This window comes from Candidatus Solirubrobacter pratensis (assembly GCF_000425945.1).
GTDB classification, from domain to species: domain Bacteria; phylum Actinomycetota; class Thermoleophilia; order Solirubrobacterales; family Solirubrobacteraceae; genus Solirubrobacter; species Solirubrobacter pratensis.
Window position 1 is genome coordinate 546,298 of record NZ_KE384481.1, and the last position, 13,594, is coordinate 559,891.

Annotated in this window: 12 protein-coding genes; 5 read left to right on the top strand and 7 right to left on the bottom strand. The window is 71.9% G+C overall.

Annotated elements, in window-relative coordinates; all coding sequences use genetic code 11:
* Positions 1–39: 39 nt before the first annotated feature.
* Complete coding sequence (locus H958_RS0132210) at positions 40–1,158, top strand: hypothetical protein (protein WP_037412225.1); 1,119 nt, start codon at positions 40–42, stop codon at positions 1,156–1,158.
* On the opposite strand, the gene prfB is transcribed toward H958_RS0132210, so the two are convergent.
* A protein-coding gene (gene prfB / locus H958_RS0132215; RefSeq protein ID WP_156028452.1) for a peptide chain release factor 2 occupies positions 1,155–2,265 on the bottom strand; the annotation gives its coding sequence in 2 pieces (ribosomal slippage) (positions 1,155–2,186 and positions 2,188–2,265; 1,110 coding nt in all). The genes H958_RS0132210 and prfB overlap by 4 nt on opposite strands.
* A gap of 36 nt (positions 2,266–2,301) precedes the next feature.
* On the opposite strand from prfB, the gene H958_RS0132220 reads away from it, so the two are divergent.
* The gene (locus tag H958_RS0132220) at positions 2,302–3,771 is read left to right on the top strand and encodes a phospholipase D-like domain-containing protein (RefSeq protein WP_028061667.1); all 1,470 of its coding nucleotides are present in this window, start codon (positions 2,302–2,304) and stop codon (positions 3,769–3,771) included.
* 160 nt (positions 3,772–3,931) lie between these two features.
* On the opposite strand, the gene H958_RS42000 is transcribed toward H958_RS0132220, so the two are convergent.
* The 3 genes from H958_RS42000 to H958_RS0132240 are packed head-to-tail and all read right to left on the bottom strand — an operon-like array spanning position 3,932 to position 7,004.
* Positions 3,932–5,308, bottom strand: coding sequence for a circularly permuted type 2 ATP-grasp protein (locus tag H958_RS42000; protein WP_051325108.1), 1,377 nt, complete (start codon positions 5,306–5,308; stop codon positions 3,932–3,934).
* Positions 5,305–6,126: a formyltetrahydrofolate deformylase gene (gene purU, locus H958_RS0132235; RefSeq protein ID WP_037412228.1), complete on the bottom strand. Its 822-nt coding sequence runs from the start codon at positions 6,124–6,126 to the stop codon at positions 5,305–5,307. The genes H958_RS42000 and purU overlap by 4 nt, the downstream gene beginning before the upstream one ends.
* On the bottom strand, positions 6,123–7,004 hold the full coding sequence (locus tag H958_RS0132240; protein WP_028061669.1) for a LysR family transcriptional regulator: 882 nt from the start codon (positions 7,002–7,004) through the stop codon (positions 6,123–6,125). The genes purU and H958_RS0132240 overlap by 4 nt, the downstream gene beginning before the upstream one ends.
* Before the next feature lie 69 nt (positions 7,005–7,073).
* Here H958_RS0132240 and H958_RS0132245 point away from each other — a divergent pair, with 69 nt between their 5' ends.
* Positions 7,074–7,268, top strand: a complete 195-nt coding sequence (locus H958_RS0132245) for a hypothetical protein (protein WP_156028453.1) — start codon at positions 7,074–7,076, stop codon at positions 7,266–7,268.
* On the opposite strand, the gene secA is transcribed toward H958_RS0132245, so the two are convergent.
* Positions 7,246–10,089, bottom strand: coding sequence for a preprotein translocase subunit SecA (gene secA, locus H958_RS0132250; protein ID WP_028061671.1), 2,844 nt, complete (start codon positions 10,087–10,089; stop codon positions 7,246–7,248). The two genes, H958_RS0132245 and secA, sit on opposite strands and share 23 nt — an antisense overlap.
* Before the next feature lie 44 nt (positions 10,090–10,133).
* Positions 10,134–10,514 carry a ribosome hibernation-promoting factor, HPF/YfiA family gene (gene hpf / locus H958_RS0132255; protein ID WP_028061672.1) on the bottom strand — a complete coding sequence of 127 codons (381 nt, stop codon included), beginning with the start codon at positions 10,512–10,514 and terminating at the stop codon, positions 10,134–10,136.
* A 79-nt stretch (positions 10,515–10,593) separates the two neighbouring features.
* On the opposite strand from hpf, the gene H958_RS0132260 reads away from it, so the two are divergent.
* Complete coding sequence (locus H958_RS0132260; RefSeq protein ID WP_196807672.1) at positions 10,594–11,826, top strand: EAL and HDOD domain-containing protein; 1,233 nt, start codon at positions 10,594–10,596, stop codon at positions 11,824–11,826.
* An 86-nt stretch (positions 11,827–11,912) separates the two neighbouring features.
* On the opposite strand, the gene H958_RS42005 is transcribed toward H958_RS0132260, so the two are convergent.
* The gene (locus tag H958_RS42005) at positions 11,913–12,581 is read right to left on the bottom strand and encodes a ComF family protein (RefSeq protein WP_051325109.1); all 669 of its coding nucleotides are present in this window, start codon (positions 12,579–12,581) and stop codon (positions 11,913–11,915) included.
* Positions 12,582–12,733: 152 nt separating this feature from the next.
* On the opposite strand from H958_RS42005, the gene H958_RS42010 reads away from it, so the two are divergent.
* On the top strand, positions 12,734–13,582 hold the full coding sequence (locus H958_RS42010) for a cytochrome c oxidase assembly protein (protein WP_051325110.1): 849 nt from the start codon (positions 12,734–12,736) through the stop codon (positions 13,580–13,582).
* The last annotated feature ends 12 nt before the right edge of the window (positions 13,583–13,594 follow it).

Here is a 13,594-nt window from a genome sequence, read left to right on the forward strand (position 1 = left end):
CCGGGAACCGGTCGGCGGGGACTTTGAGAGAGTCCCGGCATGCGGGTCACGACATGGGAAGCGGAGCGCATGCGCCGCCGCCAGGACGAGGCGGATGCGGCGCCGGCGCACGGCGACGAGCGGGCGCGGATCCTGCGCCTGCAGGCCGGCGCGGGCAACCAGGCGGTGGCGAAGCTGCTGCGCGTGAGCGACGGCGGCAAGAAGCGGCTCAAGAAGCAGCCCGGCGGCGTGACGCTCACGGCCATGACCGCCTTCCAGAAGGCCGGCGGCCTCAGCGACGGAGACGTCGACGCGATGCTGCGGCTCGGAGACGAAGAGCTGGCGGAGGCGATCAAGCTCGACGCCAAGTCGTTCAAGGGTTGCGAGGACGAGACGGACATGAGCGCTCGCCTGCGCTACGCCAAGGCGGCGTCGGAGAAGCCGAAGACGGCCGCGGTCAAGCAGTCGCACCCGCGCGACGAGGTGATCGCGGACGTCCAGGGCAAGGGCGTGCTCGAGCCCAGCGCGCGCGATTTCGTCCACCGGGAGGGCGTGGGCGCGGTGAGGACCTGGATCGCCGGCAAGAGCAACGCGGCCGTGCAGGCCGCCGTCCGCCTCTGCACGACCGCCGGCGCGACGCTCGGCGACATCGACTCGCTGCTGCTGCTCGACGCGGGCCTGCACGCCTACGGCGCCGGCGTCGTGCTGCCGCTCGCGGCGGACCACTGGATCGACGCGGCGCGCGTCGCGCTCCAGCAGACGCAGGCCGACAACAGCGTCAACTACCTCACGGCGTGGCTCTCGCTCGGGGCGACGGCGGCGAGCGCGCAGACGTTCAAGGACCTGGTCCGGCTCAAGGGCCGCCTCCAGGACGGCGTCCCCGGCATGGCCGTCTTCCAGGCGGACACCCGCTTCATGAGCGCGCACGACTACCCGGACAGCCGCACCGGGTTCCTGCGCTACCAGTTCGGCGGCGGGAGCTTCGTCGAGCTGCACACGCACTGGAACGAGCACGTGCACAAGCTCGTGTCGATCCACGTCAAGGAGGGCCCGGACAAGAGCACCGAGCTCAACGCGTGGCCGGCCCAGTTCTTCGGCGAGGTCAACACCGCGGTGCTCGCCGCGCACAACGCCGCGGCCGGCGTGCTGGCGCCGACCGGAGGCGCCCTTACGCTCTAGCTGCGGGCCTTCGCGTGCGCTTCCAGCCAGGAGCGCACGAAGCCGTCCAGGTCGCCGTCGAGCACGCCGTTGGCGTTGCCGACCTCGAAGTCGGTCCGGTGGTCCTTGACCATCGTGTACGGGTGCAGCACGTAGGAGCGGATCTGCGAGCCGAAGTTCACGTCCTGCGCCTCGCCGCGCTCGCGCGCGATCTCCTCCTGGCGCTCGCGCTCCTGGCGCTCGATCAGCTTCGAGCGCAGCATCGCCATCGCGGTCGCGCGGTTGGCCGACTGCGAGCGCTCGTTCTGGCACTGCACGACGATCCCGCTCGGCTTGTGCGTGATCCGCACCGCCGAGTCGGTCTTGTTCACGTGCTGGCCGCCGGCGCCCGACGCGCGGTAGGTGTCGACCTGCAGGTCGTCGTCGTCGATCGCGATCTCGCCCGCCTCCTCCACCACCGGCGCGACCTCGACGCCCGCGAAGGACGTCTGGCGGCGGTTGGCGGAGTCGAACGGCGAGAGGCGAACGAGCCGGTGCACGCCCTTCTCGGCGGAGTAGAGCCCGTAGGCGTTGTCGCCTGAGACGCGGAAGGTCGCCGACTTGATGCCGGCTTCCTCCCCCGGGCTCGCCTCGAGCAGCTCGACCTTGAAGCCGCGCCGCTCGGCCCAGCGCATCTCCATCCGCAGCACCATCTCCGCCCAGTCCTGGGCGTCGGTGCCGCCGGCTCCGGCGTTGACGGTGACCAGCGCGTCGCCGGAGTCGTAGTCGCCTGTGAACAGGCGCTGCTCCTCGAGGTCGTTCAGGCGCGCCTCGACCGAGGCGATCGACTCCTCGAGCTCCTCGGCCAGATCGGGATCCTCGTCGGCCAGCTCGGCCAGCCCTTCGAGGTCCTCCCCGTCGGAGCGCAGCTTCGTGAAGTTGTCGAGCCGGCGCTGCAGCCGCGTGTGCTCAGCGCCGACCTTGGCGGCGGACTCCGGGTCATCCCAGAAGCCGGCCGCGCCCATCTCCGTCTCGAGCGTCTTCAGGCGCTCTTCGAGCCCAGCCGGGTCAAAGATAGTCCGAGAGCAGGGACAACTGCTCACGGATGGCGGCGAGGCGGTGCGGCGTGGGTTGCGACGGATTGGCCATGTGCGACAGGTGAGGCTAGCGGGTACGCGAAACCCCATGCTCGACCGACTCGACGCCGCCGTCGGAGACGGGCTGGAGCGCGCCATGGTCCACCACCACATGCGCCGCCTGCGCCGCCACGGGCGGATGGACGCGCTGGCCCCCGCGAGCCCGGGCCTGTGGGCCGCGACCGCCGCTGCGCCGCGCGACGGCAACGCGCTCGAGGTGCTGATCGACGGCGCCAACGCGCTCCCTCGGATGGCGGAGGCGATCGGCGCGGCCAGGCGCCACGTGCACATCTGCTCGTGGCACCTGCAACCGGACTTCGAGCCCGTGCGCGACGGCGCGCGCCGGCCGGTGCGCGAGCTGCTCGCCGAGGCCGCCGAGCGCGTCCCCGTGCGGGTGCTCGTGTGGGCGGGCGCGCCCGTGCCGGTGTTCAAGCCGAGCCGCGCATCGGTGGAGCACGCCCGCGAGCAGCTCGTGCGCGGGACCAGGATCCGGTGCCTGCTCGACGCTCGCGGGCGGATGATGCACTGCCACCACGAGAAGATCGTGATCGTCGACGACGAGGTCGCGTTCGTCGGCGGCATCGACCTGACGGCGCTGGCCGGCGACCGCTACGACTGGAGCGAGCACCCGCTGCGCGAGGGGATCGGCTGGCACGACGCCTCCTCGCAGATCCGCGGGCCTCTGGTGCGCGACGTCGCGGCGCACTTCGCGCTGCGCTGGGAGGCGATCGCGTGCCGTCAAGGAATCCCTCGCCGCGACGGAGGGCCCGGAGCGGGCGAGGCGCTCGAGCTGCCGGAGGTGCCGGCGCCGGCCGGCGACGTGACCGCGCAGCTGGTGCGCACCGTGCCCGAACGCGCGTATCCGGCGCTCCCGCGCGGAGAGTTCTCCACGCTGGAGGCCTACATGCGCGCGCTGCGCAGCGCTCGCCGCCTGATCTACCTCGAGAACCAGTTCCTGTGGTCGCCCGAGGTGGTCGACGTGCTCGAGCGCAAGCTGCGCGAGCCGCCGGGCGACGACTTCCGGCTGGTCGTGCTGCTCCCCCACAAGGCCAACAACGGCCAGGACGACACGCGCGGGATGCTGGGCCGGCTGGTCGCCGCCGACGCCGGCGCCGGCCGCTTCCTCGCCGCCACGATCCACTCGCGCACCGCCGAGCGCTCGGGCCCGCTGTACGTGCACGCCAAGATCGGGATCGTGGACGACGAATGGCTGGCGGTCGGCTCGGCCAACCTCAACGAGCACAGCCTGTTCAACGACACCGAGGTCGACGTCGTCACCTGCGACCCGCGCCTCGCCCGCGACACGCGCCTGCGGCTGTGGGCCGAGCACCTCGAGACCGCGCCGCACGAGGACCCGGTGAAGGCGATCGACGAGCAGTGGCGCCCGATCGCGTCCGAGCAGCTCGAGCGCCGCCGCCGCGGCGCGCCCCTCACCCACCACCTGGTCGAGCTGCCCGGCGTCTCGCGCCGCTCGCGCCGCCTGCTCGGACCGCTCGACGCGCTCGTCGTCGACGGTTGACGTCAGACTTGTATCAGGGCGCCGAACCGGCGCCTCTTCATCCTCGTATGGATGGGATGACCGTTGGAATGATCGCCGCCGGAATCGGCGTGTTCGCGAAGGTCGGGTTCCTGGTGCTCACCGGGGGCTGGGACCGCGTCGTGGACCGCCTGACCGGGGACTAGGGCAGAACCCAGGTGTCCTTGGCGCCGCCGTTCTGGGAAGAGTTGACCACCAGCGCGCCCTCGTCGCGGGCGACGCGCGTGAGCCCGCCCGGGAGCACGCGCGGCTCGCCTCCCTCGCCCATGAAGACGAACGGGCGCAGGTCGATGTGGCGGGGCGCCAGCTCGTTCCCCGAGACCGTCGGGTGGGTGGAGAGCATCACCATCCGCTGGGCGATCCAGTCGCCTGGCGAAGCCTCCACCTGCTTGCGCACCCGCGCGACGTCCTCGGGCTTGGCGTGCGGCGCGATCAGCACGCCGACGCCGCCGTGGCCCGCGCGCGGCTTGAGCACGAGATCCTCGAACTCGTCCAGCGCCCGTTCGAGCTGGTCCGGCTGCGCCAGGTCGTAGGTGGGGACCGAGCGGATGACCGGCTCCTCGCCGAGATAGAAGCCGATCATCGCCTCGACGTAGGCGTGGGCGAGCTTGTCGTCGGCGACGCCGGTGCCGTACTGGTTGATCAGCCCGAGCGCGCCGTTGCGCAGCGGCTCGAGCAGCAGCTCCCCGAGCGGGTCCGCGACGCGATCGGAGTCGGTGCGGCGGTACACGACGTCGATCGGGAAGCCCTCGCGCCGGTGGCGCAGGCGGCCGCCCCGCACCTCGATGTCGCGCGTCTCCACCAGCGGGATGCCGAGCGCGCGCGCGAGCCAGCCGTGCTCCCAATAGGCCGAGTTCGTCTCCCCGTCGGTGAGCACGGCGGCCTGCGGCGCGTGGTGGCCGCCGCTGCCCTGCGGCGTCGCGGCGTGCAGCGCGTCGGCGAGCAGGTCGATCTCGCCGTCGAGCGGCCGCGGCAGCGCCGGCGGCGGCACGTCGAGGTGCCGGCTGACGGCGACGCGGGCGGCGTGGATGTAGGCGAAGCCGCTCGGCGTGCGCAGGTTGTCCTCGAGCACGAGCCACTCGCCGGAGCCGTCGCGCACGACGTCGAGCCCGGCGATCCCGATCCACGACCCGCTCGGCGGCTCGACCCCGCGCATCTGCGGCTCGTAGTACTCGGCGGTGTCGATCACGTAGTCCGGGACGACGCCTGCGGCGACGATCCGCCGCTCGCCGTAGACGTCGGCGACGAACGCGTTGAGGGCGCGCACGCGCTGGGCCAGGCCCCGCTTGACCGCGACCCAGTCCTCGGCCGTGATCACGCGCGGCACCGGGTCGACGTGGAAGCGCGCGTCGCCGTGGAGCGAGCGGAACCCCACGCCGGCGCGCAGGAGCGTCTCGCTGACGCGCGCCTCGAGCTCGGTGGGGCCCGCGGCCAGCACCGCCTCGACGGCCGCCCTGGCGTGCGGGCGCAGCTCGCCGTCGGACGCGTACGCCTCGTCGTAGGTCGTCAGGACGCTCAAAACACGACGGTCCGGTTGCCGTGGACGAGCACGCGGTCCTCGAGGTGCCACTTGACCGCGCGGGCCAGCACGGTCCGCTCGATGTCGCGCCCGATCCGCATCATCGCCTCCGGTCCCTCGCGATGGGAGACGCGCGCGACGTCCTGCTCGATGATCGGCCCCGCGTCGAGCTGCTCGGTCACGTAGTGCGCCGTGGCGCCGATGATCTTCACGCCCCGCTCGGCCGCGCGCCGGTAGGGGTCCGCGCCCGCGAAGGCCGGGAGGAAGGAGTGGTGGATGTTGATGATCGCGGTCTGCAGTTCGGTGAGGAACTCGCCGGACAGGATCCGCATGTAGCGCGCGAGCACGACCAGGTCGGCGTCGCGCAGGAGATCCAGGAGCTCCGGCTCGTTCGGGTATGGGACGTGGTGATAGTCCACGCCGAACGCCTCCACATCGGACCGATGGTCCGGATGGTTGGACGCCACGAGCGGGATGTCGGCGAGCAGCTCCCCGCGCCGGTGACGCCACAGCAGGTCCACGAGACAGTGGTCTTCGCGCGAGACGAGCAGCACCATGCGCTTCGGCACGTCCGCGTCCGCCAGGCGCCAGCGCATGTCGAAGCGCTCGGCGACGTCCTGGGCGAACGCGTGCCCCACCGCCGCCAGGTCGCCGCGGTCGAGCGAGAACTCCATCCGCATGAAGAACTCGCCGCCCTCGGGGTCGGTCGAGTGCTGGTCGGAGCTGACGATGTTGGCGCCCGACGCCGCGAGGAACCCGGCGACCGCCGCGACGATGCCGTGCCGGTCGGGGCAGTTGATGAGCAGACGGCCGTTCATAGCTGCGCGGCGACGGCCGCGAATGCGGCCACGATACTTTCGGCGAGCGGATGGCGCCCGCCCGCCGGGATCATGGCGTAGACGTCGCGCTCCGGCCCTGGTCCTTCGATCGGTCTCAGCTCGATCCCCTCGAGCGCGTCCGCGACGAGCCGCGGCACGAGCGTGACGGCGAGGCCTTGCGAGACGAGCGCGCGCATCGCCAGCGGATCGCGCAGGATCGAGACCAGTCGCGGCTCGAAGCCCGCGGCGCGGCAGGTGCGGGCGATCAGGTGCGACCCCGAGGGCGCGGTCCACGGCTCGTCCGCGAGCGCCGACACGGGCACGCTGTCGAGCGCAGCGAGCCGGTGGCCCGGGGGGAGCGCGACGAGGAACGGCTCGTGCAGCAGGTCGCGACGCTCGACGCCCTCGTGCTCGCGGCGGGGCAGCGTCGAGTCCTGGAAGCCGACGGCGGCGTGCAGCTCGCCGCGCGCGACGCGCTCGGCGAGCGCCTCGCTGCCGCCCTCCTCGATCAGCACCTCCGCGCCGGGCGCCTGCTCGTGCAGACGTGCGACCGCCTTGGGCACCAGGCACGCGAGGGCGCTCGGGAACGCGCCGACGCGCAGCCGCATCCGCGCCGCCTCGGAGAGCTCGGCGAGCTGGGTCGCGGCGAGCTCGAGCCGCTCCGCGATCGCGTCCGCGTGCTCGAGCAGCACCTTGCCCGCGGCGGTCAGCTCCAGGCCGCCGGGCTCGCGCGCGAGCAGCCGGGCGCCGATCTCCTTCTCCAGCGCCGCGACCTGCTGCGAGACGGCGGGCTGCGTGAGCGACAGCGCGCGGGCCGCCGACGAGAAGGAGCGCTCGGTCGCCACGGCGCGGAACGTGAGCACGCGCCGTGGGTCCATAGGCGCAGCTTATCGCTGTACCAAAGTCATTATTTGAACGAATGGAAGGCGCGCCGCACCATGAACCGCATGCTTCCCATCGCGATCATCAACAGCCGCCAGCTGACGCGCCGCGCGACCATCGGCGCGCGGGCGGACGACCCGGTCGTCCCCGAGCGGCCGCGGCGGCTCGGCCGCCGGCGCAGGGCCGCGGCGGCTCAGGCGCCGCGCGGCGCCCAGGCCGGCGCGAGCGCGCCGGCGCTCACGCCCCGTGGCACTTCTTGAACTTCTTGCCCGAGCCGCACCAGCACGGGTCGTTGCGGCCCAGCTGCTGGCTCTCGTCGACGCGGCGCTGCTGCACGACCGGGCTCTCCGCCACGGCGGAGGGCTCGCCCGGCTCCCCGTAGGCGCTCGGCTGGTCGGCGGCGGTGCCGCCTGAGTAGGCCAGCGCGCCGAGCCCGCTGCTCTGCTGCGGCTGCGCGGGGAAGTACTCCTGCGGGGGCGCGTCCTCACCGGAGCCGTTCTCGGCCTGCACCTCGACCTCGACGTTGTAGATCATGCGCGCGAAGTCGGACCAGATCGAGTTCATCAGGTCCTCGAACAGCGTGAAGGCCTCGTTCTTGTAGGCCACCAGCGGCTCGATCTGGGCGAACCCGCGCAGGTGGATGCCCTCGCGCAGGTAGTCCATGTCGTACAGGTGCTCGCGCCAGCGCTGGTCGATGATCTGGAGGATCAGGTAGCGCTCGAGCGCGCGCATGAGCTCGGAGCCGAGCTCCTCCTCGCGCTCGTCGTAGAGGTTCAGCGCGTCCTCGACGAGCATCCGTTTGAGCGCCTCGCGGTCGACCGCCTGGCGGTCGATCTCCTCGGGCCCGAAGTCGACGTGGTAGATCTGGTCCAGCTGGCTCCACAGCGCGTCGAAGTCCCACTCGTCGGCGAAGTCGCCGGGCGTGAACTCGTCCACCGTGCGGCTGATCACGGCCTCGATCTGCTCGCGCGCGACCTCGGCCATGTCGCGGCCCTCGAGCACCTCGTCGCGGTACCGGTAGACGACCTCGCGCTGCTGGTTCATGACGTCGTCGTACTCGAGCACGCGCTTGCGGATGAGGTAGTTCTGCTCCTCGACCTTGCGCTGGGCGTTCTCGATCTGCTTGGAGAGGATCTTCGCCTCGATCGGCTCCTCCTCGCCCTCGTCGGTCTTCGGGCCGAGGCGGTCGAGGATCTTGTAGATGCGGTCGCCGGCGAACAGGCGCACGAGCTCGTCCTGCGCGGAGAGGAAGAAGCGCGACTCGCCCGGATCGCCCTGACGGCCGGCGCGGCCGCGGAGCTGGTTGTCGATCCGGCGCGACTCGTGGCGCTCGGTGCCGCAGATGAACAGGCCGCCGGCGTCGAGGACGACCTGCTCGTCGGTCTCCACGCGCGCCTCGACGGACGGCAGGATCTCGGCGAAGCGCTCCTCGTAGTCGGGGTCGCCGGGGCGCAGGCCGAGCTTCGCGAGCTCCACCTCGGTCAGGTGCTCGGCGTTGCCGCCGAGCTTGATGTCCACGCCGCGGCCGGCCATGTTGGTCGCGATCGTCACGGCGCCGGGGCGGCCGGCCTCGGCGATGATCGCGCCCTCGCGCTCGGCGTGCTCTGGCTTGGCGTTCAGGACCGAATGCGGCACGCCCATCTTGCGCAGGCGCTCCGAGAGCAGCTCGGAGACCTCGACCGAGATCGTTCCCACGAGCACGGGCTGGCCCCGGTCGTGGCGCTCCTGGATCTCGCGTACGACGGCGCGCCACTTGCCCTCTTGGGTCTTGTAGATCTGGTCGTTCTGGTCTTTGCGGACCATCGGCCGGTTGGTGGGGATCTCCACCACGCCGACCTTGTAGATCTTCATGAACTCCGTGGCCTCGGTGAGGGCCGTGCCCGACATGCCCGCGAGCTTGTTGTACATGCGGAAGTAGTTCTGGAGCGTGATCGTCGCGAGCGTCTGGTTCTCCTCGCGGACGCGGACGCCCTCCTTGGCCTCGACGGCCTGGTGCAGGCCCTCCGACCAGCGGCGGCCGTCCAGGATCCGGCCGGTGAACTCGTCGATGATCTTGACCTCGTCGTCGATGACGGCGTAGTCGACGTCGCGCTTGTACAGCGACTCGGCCTTCAGCGACTGGATCAGGTGGTTGACGAGGCCGCCGTTCTCCGCCTTGTAGAGGTGATCGATGCCGAGGAAGCGCTCGGCCTTCTCGACGCCCTGCTCGGTGATCGAGACCGTCTTGTGCTTCTCGTCGAACTCGTAGTCGTAGTCGGCGACGAACTCCTTCTTGGCGCGCGGGTCCAGCCCCTCCGGCTTCTTGCCGGCCACCAGCTGCGGAGCGAGCTTCGCGAAGCGGTCATACAGGTCGGCCGCCTGCTCCGGGGCGCCGGAGATGATCAGCGGCGTGCGCGCCTCGTCGATCAGGATGTTGTCGACCTCGTCGACGATCGCGAAGTTGTGCATCGCGACCGGCCGGCCGTCCTCGCCGATCCGGCCGCCGTGCTGGACCTTCTCCTCGAGGGACGTGGCCATGTTGTCGCGCAGGTAGTCGAACCCGAACTCGGAGTTCGTGCCGTACGTGATGTCCGCCGCGTAGGCCGCGCGCTTGTCCTCGTAGGGCTGCATGTTCTGCAGCACCCCGACGGTCAGCCCGAGGCCTTCGTAGATCGGCCGCATCCAGTCCGCGTCGCGGCGGGCGAGGTAGTCGTTGACGGTGACGACGTGGACGCCCTTGCCGGCGAGCGCGTTGAGCACGACGGCGAGCGTGCCGGTCAGCGTCTTGCCCTCGCCGGTGCGCATCTCGGCGATCTGGCCGTCGTGGAGCACCATGCCGCCGATCAGCTGCACGTCGAAGTGGCGCATGCTCATCGTGCGCCGGCCGACCTCCCGGGTGAGCGCGAAGCTCTCCGCCAGGAGGTCGTCCAGCGACTCGCCGTTACCCGCGCGCTCGCGTAGGCCGGCGAACTGCTCCTTGATCTCGTCGTCCTCGAGCAGCTCGAGCTCGGCCTCCCAGGCGCCGATGCGCTCGACGCGCTTGGCGTAGGCCTTGAACTGCTTCGCTTCGCCCATTCGGAGGGCGCGCTCGAGGATGGACATGGTTCCCTAGCCTAGCGGGGCACAGGGCCCATTCAGGCCCCCCTTCACAGGCCGGAAGGGGTCTGTTCCTCCAGCGCCGGGGCGGTCGCGGCGCCGTTGCGGGATTGGTCGGCGGCGGCGCGCGCCTCGCGCCGGCCGCGGCGCTTGTCGCGGTGGCGCTTGACCTGCCGGGCGAGGTCCTCCGAGACGAGGTTGACGGCGTGCTTGGGGTCCTTCGAGGCGCTCTTGGCGCGCAGCGTCGTGCCCTTCAGCTGAAGCGTCGCCTCGGCGGTCACCGGGTCGGTCGGCGTGCGGACGTCGGCCAGCTCAACCTCAAGCACGGCGAGCTCGGAGACCTGCTTGCCGATCTTGTCCATTCGCCGCTCGACGCATTCCCGCAGATCGTCGGTGACCTGAAGGTTGCGTCCCTTGACCTCGATGTGCATGAGACTCCTCTCTGCAGGGGTCGACGGACTACCAATCGTATCCTCAAGCCGGACGCTCCTACGGCCGACCACTGGGTCTGTGAGCGCCACCGCCCCCGTGCCCTCCGAGCGCCGCGAGGAAGTCGCGGTCGTCCGGCATCCCATCGCGGACGCGCGCCACGTGGTGGTCGGCTACGAGCTGCGCTTCGGCGGCTCGATCGACCTCGGCGATCCCTCCATGGACGCCAAGGCGACGTCGGCGCTGCTGGTCGACTCGTTCGGCGACATCGGGCTCGAGACGCTGGCCGGGCGCCATCCCGCCTGGGTGACGATCGCCCGCAACTTCCTCGTGGAGGTCGGTCCGCCGCCGGTGCGCCCGGACCGCGCGGTGCTGCAGATCAAGGCCTACCAGGCGCGCGACGACCTGCTCGCGATCCTGCAGCAACTGGCACGGTCGGGCTACACGATCGCGCTGGACGAGTACGAAGGACAGACCGGCAGCGGCGTCGAGGAGCTGATGACGCTCTGCTCGATCGTCAAGATCGACATCTCGCGGATCGCGGCCGAGGAGCTGCCGGCGGTGCTGCGGGCGCCCAGGATGCAAGGCGCGCTGCTGGTCGCGACCGAGGTCGGCGACCACGCCGCGTTCGAGCGCTGCCGCGAGCTCGGCTTCACCTACTTCCAAGGCGAGTACTTCGCCCAGCCGCGGCTGTTCAAGGCGCGCGGCGTCGCGACCTCGGGCCTCGGCTCGCTGCGCCGGATCGGCGAGCTGACCGCGGGCGACGTGTCGTTCGAGGACCTCGAGCGCGTCATCGCGTCCGACGTCGGACTGTCTTTGAAGTTGCTGCGGTACGTGAACAGCGCGTTCTTCGCGCTGCCGCGGACCGTGAACTCGGTGCGCGAGGCGCTGAGCATGCTCGGCGTGCGGACCGTGCGGCGGTGGGCGACGGTGATGGCGATCTCCTCGATCCCGGACGTGCGCGACGAGCTCGTGGCGCTGGCGCTGCGGCGCGCGCACATGTGCGAGATCCTCGCCGGGTCGGCGCTGCCCGAGGAGCGCGAGACGCTGTTCACGATCGGGCTGTTCTCGGTCGCCGACGCGCTGCTGGACGTGCCGATGGCCGAGGTCCTCGACACGCTCCCGTTCTCCGAGGAGATCCAGGCAGCGCTGCTGCGGCGCGAGGGGCCGAAGGGCGAGCTGCTCGCGGCGGTCACGGCGTACGAGCGCGGGGAGTTCCCGACCCTGACGGTCCCCGGCCCGGCCCCCTCCCTGGCCGGCGCATACCGCGCCGCGCTGGAGTGGGCCGACGAAGCCGGCCGCGCGATCGCGTAGGCGCGCGCGCCTCGCGCGCCGCCCCGCGTGCGATCGCGTAGGCGCGCGCGCCTTCGCGCGCCGCCCCGCGTGCGGGAGGCGCGTGATCACAGCGTCCTCGCGTAGCTGAGCGCGGCGGCCACGGTCGTTCCCGCGGCGGTCAGGGCGCGGGCGGCCGCGTCGAGCGTCGCGCCCGTGGTGTGGACGTCGTCGACGAGCAGGGCCAGCGGCGGCGTGTCGCGCGCGGTGAACAGGAGCCGGCCGGCCTCGCGGCGGGCCTTGCGCCCGGCGCCGACCTGCCGGCCGGAGCGGTCGCGGCGCTCCAGGCAGGGGACGAGCGGGCGCTCCAGGCGGCGGGCCAGCGCCTCCCCCAGTGCTCCCGCCGGATCGAAGCCGCGCCTGCGGCGGCGGGAGCGCACCGTGGGGACCGGAACGATCGCCGCTTCGCCGCGCAGGGGCGCCGGGAGGTTGGCGGCCATGTGCGCCGCCATCAGGTCGGCGACCGGGAGGGCGGAGCGGAACTTGAGCGCGGCGACGAGGTCCCGGGCCACGCCCTCGTAGGCCATCGGCGCCCACGCGCGGTCGAACGCGGCGGTCGCCGCGGGGCACGCGCGCCGCCGGTGCGACGGCAGCGCGCAGCGCGGGCAGCCGCGCCGCAGCCACGGCAAGGCGCGCGTGCACGACGCGCACAGCCGCTCGCCCGCGGCCGTGGGCGTATGACACGAGACGCAGCCGGGCGGCGCGACGATCGCGATCAGCTCCGCGAGCGCGTTCACCGCCGCGCCTCCACGGTCCGCGGAAGACGCGCGGGGCGCGTGGGCGCCGGTGCCGATCGCAGTCGGGGCTTCATCCGGTCCCCATCGTCCCGCGTGCCTCATAACGGATCATCACGCGTCCGTAACAATGCTGTGTCGTGTCTGCGACGGCGGTGCCTGTCGAAGCTGGGTGGACGTTCGCGCCGATCGTGCTGATCGCGTTGGTCTGCTACGTCGCCATCTACGTCTGGCGCTGGCGGATCTCGCGTGCGCAAGGCGGCGCGCGGGCGGCTCCCGTCGGGCGGCTGGTGCTGTGGTGCACCGGCGTCCTGTGCCTGTTCATCGCCCTGATCTCGCCCGTCGACGCGATCGGGGAGCAGCTGGCGTCGGTGCACATGGTCCAGCACCTGCTGATCGCCGACCTCGCGCCGATCTGCCTCACGCTCGGGCTGACGAAGTGGATCCTGCGGCCGGCGACGCGCCGGATCCAGCGCCTCGAGCACGCGGCCGGCCCGTTCGGGCACCCCGCCTTCGGCGTGATCGCGTACGTCGGCGCGATGTGGCTGTGGCACGTGCCCGCGATGTACAACGCCGCGCTCGAGCACTCGGTGATCCATGTGCTCGAGCACCTCAGCTTCGGCGCCGCCGGGCTCTTGTACTGGTGGCACCTGCTGTCGCCGATCCGCAGCCGGATGCGCCTCGGCGGGCTCGGGCCCATTCTCTACATGGCGTCCACGAAGGTGCTCGTGGGCTTCCTCGGCGTCCTGCTGGCGTTCTCGCCCACGCTGCTGTTCGACTTCTACGACGTCAACGGCACCCGCTGGGGCCTGAGCCCGATCGACGACCAGCACGTCGCCGGACTGGTGATGGCGCTCGAGCAGTCGATCGTGATGGGCATCGCGCTCGCGTACCTGTTCGCGCGGATGCTGGCCGAGTCCGAGGCGGAGGACCAGCGCGCGGAGCGCTACGGCGAGCGCGAGGAAGAGGCCGCGCCGCCCGCGGAGCGCTACGGCGCGGTCTAGCGACGACCTCCA